Below are 16,581 nucleotides of genomic sequence, written 5' to 3'. Positions count from 1 at the left end.
TTAGCGTGCTAGATGCTAATTTTTAGCATACTGATTGAATGACCTCGCTCAAGTGTTGCAACGGCGATTGACCAATCATCGCTAGCTTAAAGCGAGGTTTGAATAAATTCTTACCCTCGTCAGTTTTACTCACTACACTGATAGTACAGTAATAACGGTTGTCGCTAGCATGGGTGTGAGGGGGGATACGCATGGCTGAAATTACCTTTTACGGTGCGGCACAAGAAGTGACCGGCTCATGTCACTTGGTTTCGTCTCCAGCGCTTGGCGCGGTACTACTAGACTGTGGCCTACACCAAGGAATGAAAGCAAAAACGGAGGCGGTACGTGAGCAATTTCCTTTCAATCCCTATTCCCTGGATGCAGTTATTTTATCTCATGCCCACTTAGATCATTGTGGACGTTTGCCGTTATTGGTTCATGATGGTTTTAACGGTGATATCTATTGCACTGAGGCAACGGCCCAGTTGCTGCCAATTATGTTGTTTGATGCACTTAGCCTGTATGAGAACGACTTAATGCGCGAGAATCGTAAGCTCAAACGAAAAGGTCAGTGTGAATTGACGCCACAGTACACTAAAGCTGATGTCCTGCATGTGCTCGCTCTATTAAAACCCACTGCCTATCAACAGCAGAGAAAATTAGCCGACAACGCCTCTGTGTGTTTCTACGACGCAGGCCACATACTCGGCTCAGCGATTGTAGAATTGAAATTTGATGAGCATAGCCGTCAAAAAACTTTAATTTTTTCTGGAGATCTAGGCAATAAAGATACCTTGTTGATGAAGGATCCCACATGCTTGACGCGGGCCGACTTAGTGGTCATGGAAGGCACCTATGGCGACCGTGAACACCGCACTCAAGGCGATACCTTAGCTCAGTTTAAAGATATTTTGCACCGCGCATACACTAAAGGCGGTAATGTCATGATCCCAGCCTTTGCCGTAGGACGAACACAAGAGCTATTACTTTATTTGGGTAAGTTACAGCTCGCTGGGGAGCTTGACGATTGGCACATATTTTTAGACAGCCCAATGGCCATAGAGGTCACTCAGATTTATGACCAATGGTTGCCAACCTTGGATTGTGAGGGCGTAAAAGCGCTATGTACCGGCGAACAAACCCTACTCAAGCACTTTCTCAGCACGCTGCACCTTATGGTGTCGCCAGAAGAGTCGATGTCAATCAACAAGATCACCAATGGCGCACTGATCATCGCTGGCAGCGGTATGTGCACGGGTGGGCGCATCACTCACCACTTTAAGCACCGTATCTGGGAGAGTCGCAACACCCTTATTTTTGTCGGCTATCAGGCCCAAGGCACCTTGGGGCGTAGGCTGGTTGAAGAGGCAGAACATATCAGGATGTTTGGTGAACAATTCGCTGTCAAAGCCAATGTTGAAACCTTAGGTGGGTTTTCCGCGCATGCAGGGCAACAGGAATTGAGTGATTGGATTGGACATTTTCAGCTGCCACTACAACTCGCATTAGTGCATGGTGAGCCCGGTGCCTTAGCCACACTTAAAGAAAAATTGCGCTGCGATCATGGGATAGAGGCAGAGATACCTGTGTATGGGCAAACCATCAAGTTCTGATGCAATTGGCAGCTTCAGGTAAAGCACTATCAGTTAGTCGCTAATAAAGAACCCTGCGCGCCACAAGGTGTACCTCTGTCCGCCAACATGGCTGAAAGAGTTAAATATTACTAAGGAAAGGTTCCAAAAACCGCTTGATGATTCAAGCGGGCATGGAATTATTTGAGTCAGCCTATAAGCCGGGTTCTGTTCACTCCCGAAGGAGATCGATAATCATTCGTCTAGGCCATAAATTGCTCTATGGCTCAAGCAACCTACCCGGTTCCGATGTGGGCCACACCATGAGGAACCCTATTTGGTCTTGCTCCGGGTGGAGTTTACCTTGCAACCAACTGTTACCAGTGGCCCGGTGCGCTCTTACCGCACCCTTTCACCCTTACCGGTCCCGAAGGACTTAGGCGGTTTTCTCTCTGCTGCACTTGTCGTAGGCTCACGCCCCCCAGCCGTTAGCTGGCACCCTGCCCTGTGGAGCCCGGACTTTCCTCCCCCTGATCATTTTCGTCACAGGCAGCGATTATCCGGCTGACTCAGGGGCGCCATTATACGCATGCCAAGTAATTTGCCCAGCACTTTATTGCTTTTGCGCTATCACGGCCTTATACAGTGCATTTTTCTTTTGTCCGAGATAGTCAGCAGCCACACCGCAAGCTTGCTTCAGTGGCATGTGCTCTTCCAGTAAGGCAATCAAACGCAGTGCTTCTTCACTTACGGCACTGGCCTTATTCGGTTTCCCTGGCAACATCAACACGATTTCACCCTTTTGTCGCGCGGGGTCCTGCTGTAAAAACTGTTGTAACTCAGTGACCGTACCACTGAAGAAGGTCTCGAAGCTTTTCGTTAACTCTTTAGCAAGCACGACTTGAGCTTGCTCTCCTAGCGCGGCACTTAAATCCTCTAAGCTCGCCATAATACGGTGCGTACTTTCGTAAATAATGCTAGTCATGCCTGAGTTATACGCGTCACTGAAAAAGCTTTGTCTGGCTTTGGATTTTGCTGGAGCAAAACCAATAAATTGGAATTGGTCGGTGGGTAATCCGGAGCAACTCAGCGCCGCAATAGCTGCGCATGCGCCGGGAATTGGGGTTACTTGAGCCCCTTGTTCACGGCATAAACTCACTAAGGCATAACCAGGATCGCTTATCAGTGGTGTTCCGGCGTCGCTCACCAGCGCTACGTTTTGCCCTTGTTGTAGCCAAGTGAGTACCTGCTGTGCCTTTTGTTTTTCGTTATGATCATGCAAGGCAAAGGTACGCTTACTGAGTCCCAGGTGCGACAGCAGCTTGGCAGTGTGGCGCGTGTCTTCAGCAGCGATTAAGTCGACGTCACTTAGGGTTTTGATAGCACGCTGGCTGATGTCATCCAAGTTACCAATGGGTGTGGCAACAATAAACAAGGTACCTTGGTCTTGGGGGTCGGTTGAAATATCCGCATTGGACATTGAGCTCTCCTGCATCAGTCAGTAAGATAAGCGAATCACACTAAGGCCAATTGGAATACAAAGACTGTGCGACTCAAATCGATTGCTTTTATGCTGTTATTGTCAGGCTTATCGGCCTGCAGCACAACACAAAAGCCACAAGAAAGTGAAAATCTTACAACTAACGTGAGTGAGCCTGAGCCGATTCAGACACTCAGTGCACAGCAGTTATACCAACAAGCTCAAAATAGCGAAGGCGCCACTCGCGTACAGTTACTTAACCGCACTCAAAATCAGGCTATTAATGAGCAAAATTGGTCGCTACTATTGCAAGCCAGCGACACCCTGTTACGCAGCCACCCTGAGCAACAAATTCAAGCGGTGTTATTAAAGTCTTACGCGCAAGCGCAAATGGGCGAACCACAACGTGCTTTGCAAACCTCACGCTCAGTGCAATCGCAATTGCAAACGCCAGAGCATTTCTACTGGCATCAGTTAGTGCAAGGCACCGCCTACGTGCGAATGCAAATGCCACAACAAAGCGCACCATTTTTATTACGTGCTTCAGAAACCGCAAACCGCTATCAAATAGAAGCATCACAGTTAAACCCCATTTTGTGGCGGTCTTTACAATCTTTGAGCCCGCAACAGCTAACAAAGTATGACTCCGGCTCAGCTATCGCTAAAGGCTGGGTACAACTTGCTAAAATAAAACAACTTTATTTGGGCTCTCCAGTTGAGTTACATCAAGCTTCCAATAACTGGCAACGCCGCTATCCAGGACACCCCGCGAGCTTTGCCCTAGACGAAAAAGTGGCTGAGCTGATGAAAGTTGAGCCCTATAACGCCACTAAATTAGCTGTTATTTTACCTTTAAGTGGCGCTAATAAGGGCCTGGGTGAAGCCGTGAAGTCAGGTGTATTGGCGGCCCTAGATAACTATCAATTCGAAGACATTTATTTCATTGATGCAAATTTAGAAAATCAGCAACTAACGCAGCAGCTCAATGACAAGCAAATCGATTTCGCCTTAGGGCCATTACTGAAAAGCAACATTAACCGCTTTGAACAGCACAACCTGCTAGAGGGAATACCCAGCATATACCTGAACCGCAGCGACATCGAACGCCAGTCTTTACAGCATTATTATTTTGCTCTGGCCCCGGAGCACGAATTAGATCAGGCCTTAGCACACTTTATGGCTAAAGGCTTTGAAAAGCCGCTGATCTTGGCCCCAAATGAGCGCTCAGGACAAAGATTGAGTGAGCACTTTAGCAGTCAGTGGCAACGTTATAATGAGCAGCCACCACTTGTGGGGTTATTCGATGACAATAAAGAGATGGAAAAAGTCATCACTGAGTTACTTGAAGTCGACGATAGCGAAGCACGCATAGACGCCATCGAGGGCATTTTTAAGCGCAACGTAAAGAGTGAAACCCGTTCTCGTCGCGACATAGATGTGGTTTATCTACTCGCTAATGCCACGCAAACTCGGCTATTAAAACCCTATCTTGATGTTAACGTGAGCACCTTCGTTGAGCGCATTCCCCTGTATGCAAGCTCCAAAAGCCACAGCACGCGCATTGATAGCACCGATAAACGTGACTTAAATGGCTTATACTTCACTGAGTTACCGTGGATGCTACCGACAAAGGGGTTAGCTAACCTGAATACTCGGCAGCTCAGAGAACGCTTTGATAGCCTCTGGCCTGACGTTGCCGACATTGAGCAGCGTCTATTTGCCATGGGCTATGATGCGATTTCACTGATCCCGCAATTGCGACAGCTCAGTATGCTGCCAGGAAAAAGCCAAACCGGTCTTACTGGAGAGCTAAGTGTAATAAGTAACGGCGAGATTGTTCGCCATTTAGCGTGGGCACGCTATCAGTCAAGAAGCATTAACAAAGTGAGTCTTGAGCACCTCGATCCCACACCGCTTTTCATGAAGAAGCAATTTGAGGAATCGAGTAATGTCATGGCTCCCGAAAGCGTGGCGCAATAGCCGAGAAAAAGGCCAGCACTTTGAGTTGCTGGCACAGAAATACCTAACTCAGCAAGGGCTGACGCCGGTGGCGCGCAATTACCATTGTCGCTATGGCGAACTGGACCTGATAATGAAAGAAGGTCAGGTGTGGGTATTTGTTGAAGTAAAGTTTCGTCGCCACAGTAGTTATGGCGGGGCTCTGCATGCGCTTAGCCACACCAAGCAACAGCGACTACAAAGAACCATTGCACACTATGTGCAACAAAAGGGCTTAGCAGGCTGCGTATTGCGTGCTGATTTTGTCGCAATACAAGGTGAGAAAGAGCCAGAGTTTCACTGGATAAAGAACGTATTATAAATGCAGGAACAAGTTAAAGCACTTTTTACCGAAAGCATTCAGGCGCAAATTGCCGCAGGGGAAGTTTTACCTAGCGTGCTTGAAACCGCTTCGTTGAGTATTGCACAGACATTGATTAACGGCCGCAAATTATTATGTTGTGGCGCTGCAAGTTGCCATATGCTCAGCGACCATTTTGCCGCTCTGTTGGTGAACCATTTTGAGACCGAGCGCCCGTGTTTACCTGCGGTATCACTTTCATCGCATGCACTGAATTTAAGCCCGGCTGGCTCATCACAACCCAGCCGCGATATCTTTGCTAGGCAGATTAAAGCGCTCGGCGAGCAAGGGGATTTATTACTTGCCATTGCTATTAATGGCAATGAAAAGAATGTCGTCAGCGCCGTAGAAGCCGCTTTGACTAAAGACATGACCGTTATCGTGTTAGTCGGCGATGATGGCGGCGAGCTGGCGGGACTGCTCAGTGCAAGTGACGTCGAGATTCGCGTACCAGCTAAGCGTCCAAGCCGTATTTTGGAATCTCATTTAGTCAACATACACTGTTTGACAGAACTTGTTGATATGACCCTATTCCCACAGGAAGAAAGCTAATGAATAAGAACCTTATAGCTATTTTAGTTGGTACTGTGCTTTTGCAAGGCTGCGCCGCAGCCGTAGTCGCCGGCACCGCTGGCGCAGTCACAGCAGCCAACGATCGCCGCACTATAGGCAGTCAGATAGATGACAATAATATTGAAATAAAAACCACCATGGCGATTAAAGAGGCGTTAGGCGAAAATGCCAACGCCAACGTGTCTGTCGTCAGCTATAACGGTATTGTATTACTGCTAGGGCAAGTGCCGAGTGAACAGTATAAAACCACTGTACAACGCGCAGCAGAGCGCATCGATGGCACGCGAAAGCTTCATAACCAATTACGTATTGGCTCCCCTACCAGCATCACCACACAAAGCCACGATACCTGGCTAACATCAAAGGTAAAAACCCAGTTGCTGGCAGCTGAGGATGTCAGTGGCAACAATATTAAAGTAGTCACGGAAAATGGTGAGGTCTTTTTAATGGGGCTGGTAGCAGACGTGGAAGCAAACAAAGCGGTCAATATCGCTCGCAATATTTCAGGCGTGGAGCGCGTCATTAAAGTATTCGAATACATGTAAAAACGTGAGCGTCTATTATCGGGTTACTTAACTCGCATTTTCGTTATCAACGCACACAAAAAAGCCACTTCGTTTGAAGTGGCTTTTTGCTATCTAACTCGTGCTTAAATCGAGTCTTCTACCATGATCTTCGGAGTAACAAAGATCAGTAGCTCTCGTTTCTCATTACGCTCACTGGTTGAGCGGAATAAGTAACCTAGGTAAGGAATGTCACCCAACAAAGGTACTTTACTGGCAGAGTTAATAATTTGCTGCTGGTAAATACCACCAAGCACCACTGTTTGACCATTTTCTACTAACACCTGCGTCTCAATACGTTGTGTATCGATTGCTGTCGCAGGGCCAGTTGGCGTGTCTACGGTGTCGCCTCGTGTATCCTGGGTAATAGCAAGATCGAGAATCACTTTGTTATCTGGCGTGATATGAGGCGTAACTTCTAAGCTCAACACCGCTTTTTTGAAGGTTACGGTAGTGGCACCACTTGAGGCGGCCTGAACATAAGGAATTTCCGTACCTTGTTCAATTCGTGCCTTTTTCTGGTTAGCCGTTGTGATTCGCGGGCTAGCAATGATTTCACCTTTGTTCTCTTGCTCTAGCGCTGTAAGCTCGAGGTCAATTAAAGTACCATCAGCTAATTTCGCTACATGCATACCAATGCTTCCCGCAGGGTTAGCGATAGGCAAGTTAACATTTAAACGATCGCCAATACTTGGACGCTGACCGTTAGCAATAGCATTGGCACCATCAAGATTACCAGAAATACCGTCACTGTCTTGCTGGTCACTGAAACCCCAACGAATACCTAAGTCTTCTTGAACATTGTCACGAACGGTGACCATGCGCGACTCAATGACAACCTGCTTAACTGGCACATCGAGGTTTTCAATCATACGACGCACGTTTTCAATACTTTTCGCCGTATCTTTGATAAGCAACGTATTGGTACGTTCATCAACAGACACACTACCACGCTGAGAAATAATGCTGTTTACATCCGTTTTCAGTAGGTCTGCAAAGGTTTGCGCCTTAGCATAGTTAAGCTGAATATACTCACTGTAAAGCGGCTCCAAGTCTTCAACTTGCTGTTTGGCCTTAAGCTCTTTTGCTTCTCGCGCTGCAAGTTCTTCGGTCGGTGCAACCATTAAAATGGAACCATCCATACGCTTATCTAAGCCTTTAACTCGCAGCACAATGTCTAACGCTTGGTCCCAAGGTACACCATCTAAACGAAGAGTAATGTTACCTGCGACGGAGTCACTAACAACGAGGTTAAAGCCGTTATAGTCAGCGATGATTTGCAATACTGCTCGAATTGAGATGTCCTGGAAGTTCAAAGACATTGGGCGGCCTTGGTATTCCTTACCATTGCCCAAGAAGCTACGCTTCGACTCATCTTTTTCAACAGTGATAGTAAAGATGTTGTCTAGCTGCTGATAGTTGTAATCAAAGGCATCTGTGGTATCGATAACGATACGACTGTTGGAACCATCTTTGAAGGTTTCAATCATGCTCACGACAGTACCAAAGTCCATAACATCGAGTTGATACAACAGATCATCGATAATGTCCGTATTATGGAATTCAACAACAATCTTACCCGCTTGCTCTCTTACGTCGATAGCCGCCATATTCTCTTGCAAGAATACCAGCACCCGAGCTTCGCCTTTCTCGCCACGACGAAAATCTAACGCTTGAATACGGTTGATGTAGCTTGTGCCTTCATCTTCTTCTGCAATTGTTTGTGCAGCATCTTGCGTAGGGTTGTCAGAAACGTGCAAGTAGAACAGGTTTTTATCGATACGGGTTTGATAAATCTTTAAGTGATCAAGATAAACCGTCACTTTAAAGCCGTCGTTTACGAACTCACTGGTGACTTTTTCAACACCCGCCTTATTGATTAAGACCTCTTCAAGGCTCTGTTCATAATCGGCTTCGTCAAAAAACAGTTCAATTCGCGCTGGCTCACTGAATACCTGAATCTGCGGTTCGATGTAGATCTCTTCGTCAAAAACGAACTCGATCTCAGTTTCACCTTCCAGCAAAGGGTTATAGCGAACGTCGTACAACAGCGGCACTGCGGTCGCAAAACTCGACATAAATAGGGTCGCAAAAGCGAGTACCAAAGAGTAAATACGATTCATATTGAATCCGTGTTTTTGCATTGTGCTTTTACCTTGATTTTTATGAACTGGAATCATCGCCTGCCTCCAACATCTCTAGCTTGGTCAGGCGTTCTTTCCAACATCCTGCTCCATCAGGGATTAACTCTAATAATTCTATATAGTTACTGCGTACTTGTGTCACTTTACCGTGATACAAGCCAACATAGTTGCCGCGTGATACACGGTGCAATGTTGCATCCGACGCTTTCACTAACGCCCACGTTTGCTCACCTGAGCCTAAAGTTCCCTTCATTGATAAGTTATCCAATGGATAACGCTCCAGCGGTTCCTTTTTACGCTGTGGATCGGGGTGCAAACAGTTTTGCACTTGTATCAATTTATCTTGAATAACTTCCGGGCGCGGTGCCACAAATGGGCTACGCAAGCTCGAAGCATCATAAGCAAAGTGTTCAAACTGCGCGACTTCGGGGATAGGCTCAACATTAGGTTGAGTGCTGGCTTTTACCCGGTTAATAAATTCACGCTGTTCGGTTGTATCATCAAAACAACCGCTCAATAACACCGCCACGGTGGTAATTGTGAGGAGTTTTTTCATTATTCTGCCCCCTCATAGCGATAAGTTTTAGCAACCACACTGAATACCAGCTGGTCATCACCCGTCGCTTCAATTTCAAAGTCGTGCAAGCTGATAATACGAGGTAGCTGAGCTACTTTGCCAACAAACTCGCCAAACTCGTGATAACTTCCCTCTACTTCGATTTTGATCGGAAGCTCGGTGTAGAACTCTTTCTTAATCTCGGGAAGCCAACCTATTTTTACGAAGGTCAGGCCACTTGTTGTCCCTACATAAGAAAGGTCATCAAGTAATCCTGGGGTTTCGTTCGACGTTGGTAGCTTCTTCAACAACTGCGAGAACTTTTCTTCCATTTCCTGCATTTGTTGCTTGTAGATTTCTAATCTACTTGCCACGGCGTACTTGGTACGGTAAGTGCTGCGTAACTCAGACTCTTTTTGCTGAGCTTGCTCGTAAGAGGTTATTTCGTCAGCAACCAATAGTTTATAGCTGAAAAACAACACCAATGCTGCAGCAATCACACAAACAATTGCTTTTACGGCTACCGGCCAATCCCCGATATTATCGAGTTCCAGCTCATTCCAATCGATATCGTTGAGGGATTTAAGATCTATACTCATTCTTGTGCCTCGCCAATTTCATCGAAAGACTTCACATTGAATTGCATATTGAAATCGCTAAGTAATCGTGACTGCTCTTCACCGGCAACAATGCCTTGCAATGAGGCATTTTCAAGCAGGTATGAACTCTCCACCTGACGGATCATAGTCGATAAACGGTTGTTTGACTCACTTTTACCCGTTACTTGAATCGCATCACCGCGACGCTCTAAGGTGGTGAAGTAAACACCTGAAGGTACAATTTTCGCCACTTCATCCATTATTTGGGTACCGAGGTTTCGGTTACTTTGCAGCTCTTCAATTAGACGCATGCGCTGTTGCAAGCTTTCTTTCTTCTTATCTAGCTCACGAATTTCTGCGATGCGCCTATCTAAAATCTGAATTTCCCGGCTCAGGAAGTTGTTACGAACGTTCTGCCCATCTTTGAGTGCGCTGTAGAATGAACTTAAAGCAAACATTGACGCAAAAGCGGCGACTAAGACAACAACTAGAATAGTTACAAAACGTTGTTGTGCTTCTTTACGCGCGGCCTCACGCCAGGGCAATAAATTTATATGTGGCATGCTGAGAAACTCCTCAATGCAAGACCCGCAGCAACAGCGAACTGTGCCTTATGCTTTTGCATTAGCTCTTGGTCCACTTTGGAACCAATCTCCATGCTCGCAAATGGGTCAACGACAACAGTGTGGATCCCTAACTCGTCGATTAATAGTCTATCTAATCCTTCGATCATTGCCGTTCCACCAGAGAGAACAATGTAATCCACTTGGTCTTTCCCGCTGGTCGTAAGGAACATTTGCACGGCTCGACGCACTTGCTGTAGCAATGAGGTCTGGAACGGCGCAAGTACCTCAAACGTGTAGTTTGGCGGCAAATCGCTGGTGCACTTGGCGCGCTCAGCTTCGTCAAAGTTTTTATTGTAGTAGGAGACAATAGTGTTAGTGTACTGCTCGCCACCGAAGACTTGGTCCCGGGTGTAGATGGTTTCACCCTTTTGCACCACACTCACTAGCGTCATCACCGCGCCGATATCCACAAGCGCCACAACTTTATCTTTCGCATCTTCTGGTAGTGCAGCATAGCTCACATCCAAGCTACGTGATAACGCGTACGTTTCAACATCAACCACCTTAGTATCAAAGCCACCGGCCTCAACGGCGCCGGAACGAGCTTCAACACTCTCGGTGCGCGCAGCAGAGAGTAAAACATTAACCTTGGATGGATCAGCTTCATTTATTTCCAACTTTTCAAAGTCGATACTGACTTCATCAAGTGGATAAGGAATTAAGCTGTCAGCCTCAATTTCGATTTGTGACTCTAGTTCAGAGTCACTCAGAGACACATCCATGTAGATCATCTTAGTGATCACTGTTTGACCAGAAACTGCAACAATGGCATGGCTAACAGACTTTGGAATGCGCCGTCTAAGTTTTGCAATAACTCGTCCAATCGCCTCAATGTCTTGAATGTTACGCTCGGCCATAGCCCCTTTAGGCATGGGCTCTATAGCAACAGCATCAAGGCGATAACCCTGCTCATGCTGTGTTAATAACACCGCTTTTACAGAGTGCGAGCCAATATCTATACCGACCATAGCAGGCACAGACTTTTTAAGAAGTCGATTTAACATAAGAGCAACGTGAAACCTTTTTTTATAATTATAATAGACTTATAAATTATCGATGAAAAAATTTTATTCACTATTCAATCAAGATATACTACCAATCTCTTCGCTCAATTGGGAGTCCAAACAGGGAAATATCCGTGAAAATATTCAAAAAATTTTTACAAATCCTTTGCATATGTGTCCTCTTGGGCTGCATCGTACTAGCTGGGCTGTACCTTTACGTCAGATCTGACATCCCCAGTGTGGCGGTGCTCAAGGACGTAAAATTGCAGACTCCAATGCAAGTATTTACCCGAGATGGAAAACTTATCAACCAGTTTGGTGAAAAACGGCGAATTCCCGTAAAAATCAGCGAAGTACCTCAGCCTATGCTGAATGCATTCCTGGCCACTGAAGATAATCGTTTCTACGATCACTACGGTATCGACCCTATCGGTATTGTCCGAAGTGCAATCGTTCTTATCTCGACTGGTGAAAAGCGCCAAGGCGCAAGTACCATCACCATGCAGCTGGCACGAAACTTCTTTCTTACTCGGGAAAAAGCATACATCCGAAAAGTGAAAGAAATATTTATCGCATTGCATATTGAGCAATTATTAACCAAAGACGAAATCTTCGAGCTCTATCTCAACAAAATTGAGCTTGGTAATCGTGCCTTTGGCATCGGTGCTGCAGCACAAGTGTACTATGGAAAGCCTCTACAAGAGCTTGATTTAGCCCAAATGGCTATGATTGCGGGCCTACCTAAGGCGCCTTCTGCACTTAACCCCATCCGCAACCCTGAGCGTGCTAAAAATCGCCGTAACGTGGTGTTAGGCCGGATGTTAGATGAGGGCTATATCACTCAGGCTGAGTTTGATGAGGCAACTAACAAACCGATTACCGCCCGTTTCCACGGCGCCGAGATAGAGCTTTATGCGCCTTATATTTCTGAGATGGTGCGCGCTGAGTTAGTTGCTCAGTATGGCGAGGAGCAAGCCTATAATTCAGGTATGCGGGTTTACACCTCGGTAGAGTCAAAAGTGCAGCAAGCAGCTCAGCAAGCATTGCGTGATAATCTATATGCTTATGATATGCGCCATGGTTATCGCGGCCCCGAGGCCGTGCTATGGGATAGCGAAACCGAAGCTCCTCTTGACGAACCACAGTTAATTGCCCACTTACAGGGCCTTAACCCACTCGCCGACTTACATGGTGCAGTGGTGATGAGCGTGGACGAACAATCCGTTGAAGTACTTAATGAATTAGGTGAACGGTTCACCATAGAGTGGGACGGATTAAAATGGGCGCGCAAATTTATTACCCAGTCTCGTCAAAGTTACGCTCCGAAGAGTGCGGCCGATATTCTCTCTGCAGGTGCACAGATTTGGTATCGTTTCGACAATGATGGCCGCCCGCTGTTAGCGCAAGTTCCCGAAGCATCCAGTGCACTGGTCTCTATTGACCCTAAAGACGGCCGCATAAAGGCGATTGTCGGTGGCTACAGCTTTGAACAAAGCCAGTACAACCGAGCGGTTCAGGCAAAGCGCCAAGTTGGCTCTAACATCAAGCCCTTCATTTACTCAGCGGCGTTAGAGCATGGTTACTCCTTAGCAACCATTATTAACGATGCGCCGATAAACCACTGGGATAAAAGCCAAGGTGTTGCTTGGCGACCCAAGAATAGCCCAGCTAAATATGTCGGCCCGATCCGTGTTAGACGTGCCTTAGCGCAGTCAAAAAACGTGGTTTCAGTCAGGTTGCTGCGCGGCGTAGGTGTAGACCCTGCCGCTGAACACTTACTCAAGTTTGGTTTTCATGATGAAGATATTCCGCGCAATGAAACCCTGGCGCTGGGGAGTGCTTCATTAACACCTTTAGAATTAGCTCGCGGTATGAGCGCTTTCGCAAATGGTGGGCATTTAGTTGAGCCTTACTTTATTACCGAAATACAAAGCGCCGAAGGCGAAGTGCTAATGCAAGCTCGCCCCCATAAGGCCTGCTCTGAAGAGCAAAAGCGCAGTAATGAAATGTTTGCAGAGTTGGCAATGCTTGAGCCCAGCGGCGCCAGTGAGGGTACCCCCGACAACACTGACAGCACAGAGACTACTGATACCCAGTTACCGCAATGCGCACCTCGGGTTATTTCTAAACAGAATGCCTTCTTAATTGCCGATGCGATGACCAGTGCAATTTGGGGCGGTGGCAGCTGGAAGCATGGCACCGGCTGGAATGGCACTGGCTGGCGCGCGACGCGGTTAAAGCGCCGTGATTTATCAGGTAAAACCGGCACCACCAACAACTCGGTCGATACCTGGTTTAGTGGCTTTAACGCCAATGTTATGACCACAGTATGGGTTGGCTTCGATAACCCAGGTAATCCGCTAGGACGTACCAGTTACAACAACAACTTAGGGAAAGGACAAACCTTTGGTGCCGAATCTGGTGCAAAAACAGCGCAACCGGCTTGGATTGATTACATGCGTGTGGCCCTTGAAGATGAGCCTGCGGCCCCTATCGAGCCACCCGAAGGACTGGAATCAGTACGCATTGATCTAAAATCAGGATTATTAAGTCATCAAAACGACCACACCAGCCGCTTTGAATACTTTATAAAAGGGACTGCCCCCACTAAGTATGTGGAAAAAGCGCCGCCGGTGATCTTCGAAACTCAAGGGCAGGATGAACCTGAGCTGCCCACTGAAGACGAACTCTTCTAAATAAAAAAGCCAAGCAATAATGCTTGGCTTTTTTATTACCCTGTTACCGCATTAACTAAGACTCTCAATAAGCCAGTAGAGATCTGAGTGGACACCCGCTGCGGTGACCTCTTTCCCTGCACCTGGGCCTTGAATAACCAAGGCATTCTGCGCATACCAGCGACTGTTGATGACAAAGATATTGTCGCCCGGACTTAATCCCGCTAACGGGTTGGATTGTGCCACTGCAACAAGACCCACTTGGGCTTTTACCTTGCCATCAACAATGCGTAAGTCAGCGTTGTACCTCAGTACCTTTTGCTCTTTTTGCGCCTGCTGTGCGTGGGTGCCAACAAAGTCATCAAGTAAGGCAATGTTATCCAGAAAATCTTGCCAGCTCCCTTGTGCTAAAGACTCTGGCATCAGCGGGCTTAGCTCAATATCGTCAATGTCCAACTGCAAACCCAACTCGCGTGCGAGGATCAACAGCTTACGTTGTACATCTCGGCCGGATAAATCTTCACGCGGATCGGGCTCGGTAAAGCCTAACTTTTGCGCCGCAAAAAGCAGCTCAGAAAAAGCTTGGCTGCCATCATAGTGACTGCATAGCCATGATAGCGTCCCAGAAAACACACCTTGAATACGGGTGATCTCATCGCCACTGCGCTGCAAATCGGCTAATGCAAAGTTAATGGGTAGCCCAGCGCCAACACTGGTGTTATAACGCCATTTGAGATTGCGCTCTGCCAGCTCGTTACGTAACGACTGATACCAACTATGTGGCGCTGTTCCGGCATACTTGTTGGCACTGATCAAATGACAGTTAGCACGCACAAAATCAGGGTATAGACCACTGAATGACTCACTGGCGGTTATATCAATGACCACCTTGTGTTCGTAATCAAGCTCATTGAGGCGTTCGCACAACTGCTCGCTTTGATAGGGAACCGCTTGTTCTAACCATTGACCTTGCCAGTTCTGCGGGTCTAACCCACAGGGGTCAAATAACATGCTGCGACTTCGCAGTAGACCAACCAGTTTTACCTCAAAGTGCTGCTCTAAACGCGCTAACTGCTGCGTAAACTGTTGTAAAAACACACTGCCCACATTTCCAAGGCCGGCGACAATCACGGCAATTTGCTGGTGTGCACCAATTAAAGTGCGGTGTACCTTGCCTAAACTATCGGCATCAATGATTTGATCGGTCAGTACCAAGGCGTAGTCTTGATCGCAGTGGCTAAAGCGGATAGTTAAGTTAAGTTGCTCTAAGCATGCCAGCATTTCTTGGTAGCCTTGCTGAGTATACTGGTTTGGGCTGACTAAGGCGCACCCATTGAGGTTTGACTCAACGAGTTGTCCACGCTCTCCCAGCTCACGGGAGATAAGAGTGCTATGGGCGCTGGGTACAATCAAAAAGTCTACCCCCTGCTGCTGAAAGTGGCCTATGGTGTGCTGTATAAGCTGGCTTAAGGTTGCCAGTTCATCCACTTTAAGGCTCGACACACGATATAGGTCAACGCCCTCTATGGTGGTCAAAAAACGTTTATGCTTACAGTAACCTTCGCGGACAATCTCAGTGCCACTGGCACCGCTGTCATAGGAGCTGCGCACCGATAGCTTGATGGCGCTACCTTGCAAAGGCGACAGCGTTTTTGCATGCAATACCGGATTACCTAACTGGGCCAGGCGGTTGGCTTGGCCACGACAAATTTTTTGATACTTTAAGGCATCGGCTACTTTACGTGGGTCGGTGCTGAAAACCCCCTGCGTATCGGTCCATATACAAACTTGTTTGGCGTTGACATAACGGGCCAATAAGGTGGCGCTGTAGTCACTGCCATTGCGTCCCAAGGTGACTGTTTGCTGGTTGCTATCGGCGGCAATAAACCCCGTTACAACGTTGATTTTATCCCTGGCAATATGGCGCTCGCAGAGCTTTTCATTGTCCAAATGCAGTAGTTGCCCTTGGTGCACACACAGTAGCTGCCGCGCATCAAGATCTTGCGCAGCATAGCCTAACTGCTGCAAATAGGTCGCGAGCAAGCGGGCCGACCACAGTTCACCATGGGCTAATAAGGACGCCTCATCTAAGGTGTTTGTCTGCAATTGCTCAGCTATGCGCTGAAGCTCACTATTAAGCTGTGATTGCAGAGCGTGTGCCTGGTGCGCTGCTAATAGCTCATCAATAAGCTCATGCTGATGGGTGCGTAGCAACTGCAAGACATCATGATAGCCATGGCTATCGTGCTGTTGGTAGGCCTGCCACAACTTCACTAGCGTATCCGTGGTTTTGCCCGCCGCAGAGACCACTACCACGTCACCGAGTTGGCTGTTGCCGATAATAATATTGGCGACCGCATGGTAACGCGCCGCGTTGCTGAGACTCGAACCACCAAACTTATGTACAACCTGAGTCATAGTATCCTCTTATTTGCTTGCTAACGCGTTA

14 protein-coding genes and 1 other RNA gene are annotated in these 16,581 nt (G+C 47.3%); 6 read left to right on the top strand and 9 right to left on the bottom strand.

Features of this window, described 5'->3' with window-relative positions:
- Positions 1 to 22 precede the first annotated feature (22 nt).
- Positions 23 to 193, bottom strand: coding sequence for a hypothetical protein (locus MHM89_RS07570; protein WP_239408524.1), 171 nt, complete (start codon positions 191 to 193; stop codon positions 23 to 25).
- Between MHM89_RS07570 and MHM89_RS07565 the strand changes: the two genes are divergently transcribed.
- A complete protein-coding gene (locus MHM89_RS07565) occupies positions 192 to 1,595 on the top strand; it encodes an MBL fold metallo-hydrolase (RefSeq protein ID WP_239408523.1) in 1,404 nt (467 codons plus the stop codon). The two genes, MHM89_RS07570 and MHM89_RS07565, sit on opposite strands and share 2 nt — an antisense overlap.
- Before the next feature lie 159 nt (positions 1,596 to 1,754).
- Here MHM89_RS07565 and rnpB read toward each other — a convergent pair.
- Positions 1,755 to 2,125: RNase P RNA component class A (gene rnpB / locus MHM89_RS07560), an RNA gene on the bottom strand.
- Positions 2,126 to 2,166: 41 nt separating this feature from the next.
- Positions 2,167 to 3,033, bottom strand: coding sequence for a 16S rRNA (cytidine(1402)-2'-O)-methyltransferase (rsmI, locus tag MHM89_RS07555; RefSeq protein ID WP_022946088.1), 867 nt, complete (start codon positions 3,031 to 3,033; stop codon positions 2,167 to 2,169).
- A gap of 90 nt (positions 3,034 to 3,123) precedes the next feature.
- Between rsmI and MHM89_RS07550 the strand changes: the two genes are divergently transcribed.
- Genes MHM89_RS07550 through dolP form a run of 4 tightly spaced genes read left to right on the top strand, consistent with a single transcriptional unit; the run spans position 3,124 to position 6,510 of the window.
- A complete protein-coding gene (locus MHM89_RS07550; protein ID WP_239408522.1) occupies positions 3,124 to 5,013 on the top strand; it encodes a penicillin-binding protein activator in 1,890 nt (629 codons plus the stop codon).
- On the top strand, positions 4,982 to 5,353 hold the full coding sequence (locus MHM89_RS07545) for a YraN family protein (RefSeq protein ID WP_022946090.1): 372 nt from the start codon (positions 4,982 to 4,984) through the stop codon (positions 5,351 to 5,353). Before MHM89_RS07550 ends, MHM89_RS07545 begins: the two co-directional genes overlap by 32 nt.
- Complete coding sequence (locus tag MHM89_RS07540) at positions 5,354 to 5,944, top strand: SIS domain-containing protein (RefSeq protein ID WP_022946091.1); 591 nt, start codon at positions 5,354 to 5,356, stop codon at positions 5,942 to 5,944.
- Positions 5,944 to 6,510, top strand: a complete 567-nt coding sequence (gene dolP / locus MHM89_RS07535; protein ID WP_138508621.1) for a division/outer membrane stress-associated lipid-binding lipoprotein — start codon at positions 5,944 to 5,946, stop codon at positions 6,508 to 6,510. Before MHM89_RS07540 ends, dolP begins: the two co-directional genes overlap by 1 nt.
- A 104-nt stretch (positions 6,511 to 6,614) precedes the next feature.
- On the opposite strand, the gene MHM89_RS07530 is transcribed toward dolP, so the two are convergent.
- Genes MHM89_RS07530 through MHM89_RS07510 form a run of 5 tightly spaced genes read right to left on the bottom strand, consistent with a single transcriptional unit; the run spans position 6,615 to position 11,457 of the window.
- A complete protein-coding gene (locus MHM89_RS07530; protein WP_022946662.1) occupies positions 6,615 to 8,708 on the bottom strand; it encodes a type IV pilus secretin PilQ family protein in 2,094 nt (697 codons plus the stop codon).
- A complete protein-coding gene (locus MHM89_RS07525) occupies positions 8,692 to 9,228 on the bottom strand; it encodes a pilus assembly protein PilP (protein WP_022946663.1) in 537 nt (178 codons plus the stop codon). The genes MHM89_RS07530 and MHM89_RS07525 overlap by 17 nt, the downstream gene beginning before the upstream one ends.
- A complete protein-coding gene (gene pilO / locus MHM89_RS07520) occupies positions 9,228 to 9,827 on the bottom strand; it encodes a type 4a pilus biogenesis protein PilO (RefSeq protein ID WP_045980430.1) in 600 nt (199 codons plus the stop codon). Before pilO ends, MHM89_RS07525 begins: the two co-directional genes overlap by 1 nt.
- Positions 9,824 to 10,390 (bottom strand): PilN domain-containing protein, encoded by a 567-nt coding sequence (locus tag MHM89_RS07515; protein ID WP_022946665.1) that lies wholly within the window; start codon positions 10,388 to 10,390, stop codon positions 9,824 to 9,826. Before MHM89_RS07515 ends, pilO begins: the two co-directional genes overlap by 4 nt.
- Entirely contained in the window at positions 10,378 to 11,457 is a 1,080-nt protein-coding gene (locus MHM89_RS07510) for a pilus assembly protein PilM (protein WP_022946666.1), read from the bottom strand. Before MHM89_RS07510 ends, MHM89_RS07515 begins: the two co-directional genes overlap by 13 nt.
- A gap of 134 nt (positions 11,458 to 11,591) precedes the next feature.
- Here MHM89_RS07510 and MHM89_RS07505 point away from each other — a divergent pair, with 134 nt between their 5' ends.
- On the top strand, positions 11,592 to 14,153 hold the full coding sequence (locus MHM89_RS07505) for a PBP1A family penicillin-binding protein (protein WP_239408521.1): 2,562 nt from the start codon (positions 11,592 to 11,594) through the stop codon (positions 14,151 to 14,153).
- Between the two features lie 51 nt (positions 14,154 to 14,204).
- Here the strand turns inward: MHM89_RS07505 and metL are convergent, their stop codons facing one another.
- A complete protein-coding gene (gene metL / locus MHM89_RS07500) occupies positions 14,205 to 16,550 on the bottom strand; it encodes a bifunctional aspartate kinase/homoserine dehydrogenase II (protein ID WP_239408520.1) in 2,346 nt (781 codons plus the stop codon).
- Between the last annotated feature and the right edge of the window lie 31 nt (positions 16,551 to 16,581).

This window comes from Pseudoalteromonas sp. CNC9-20, assembly GCF_022347875.1.
Taxonomy (GTDB): domain Bacteria; phylum Pseudomonadota; class Gammaproteobacteria; order Enterobacterales; family Alteromonadaceae; genus Pseudoalteromonas; species Pseudoalteromonas ruthenica.
This window is presented reverse-complemented; position numbering and strand designations above follow the sequence as displayed.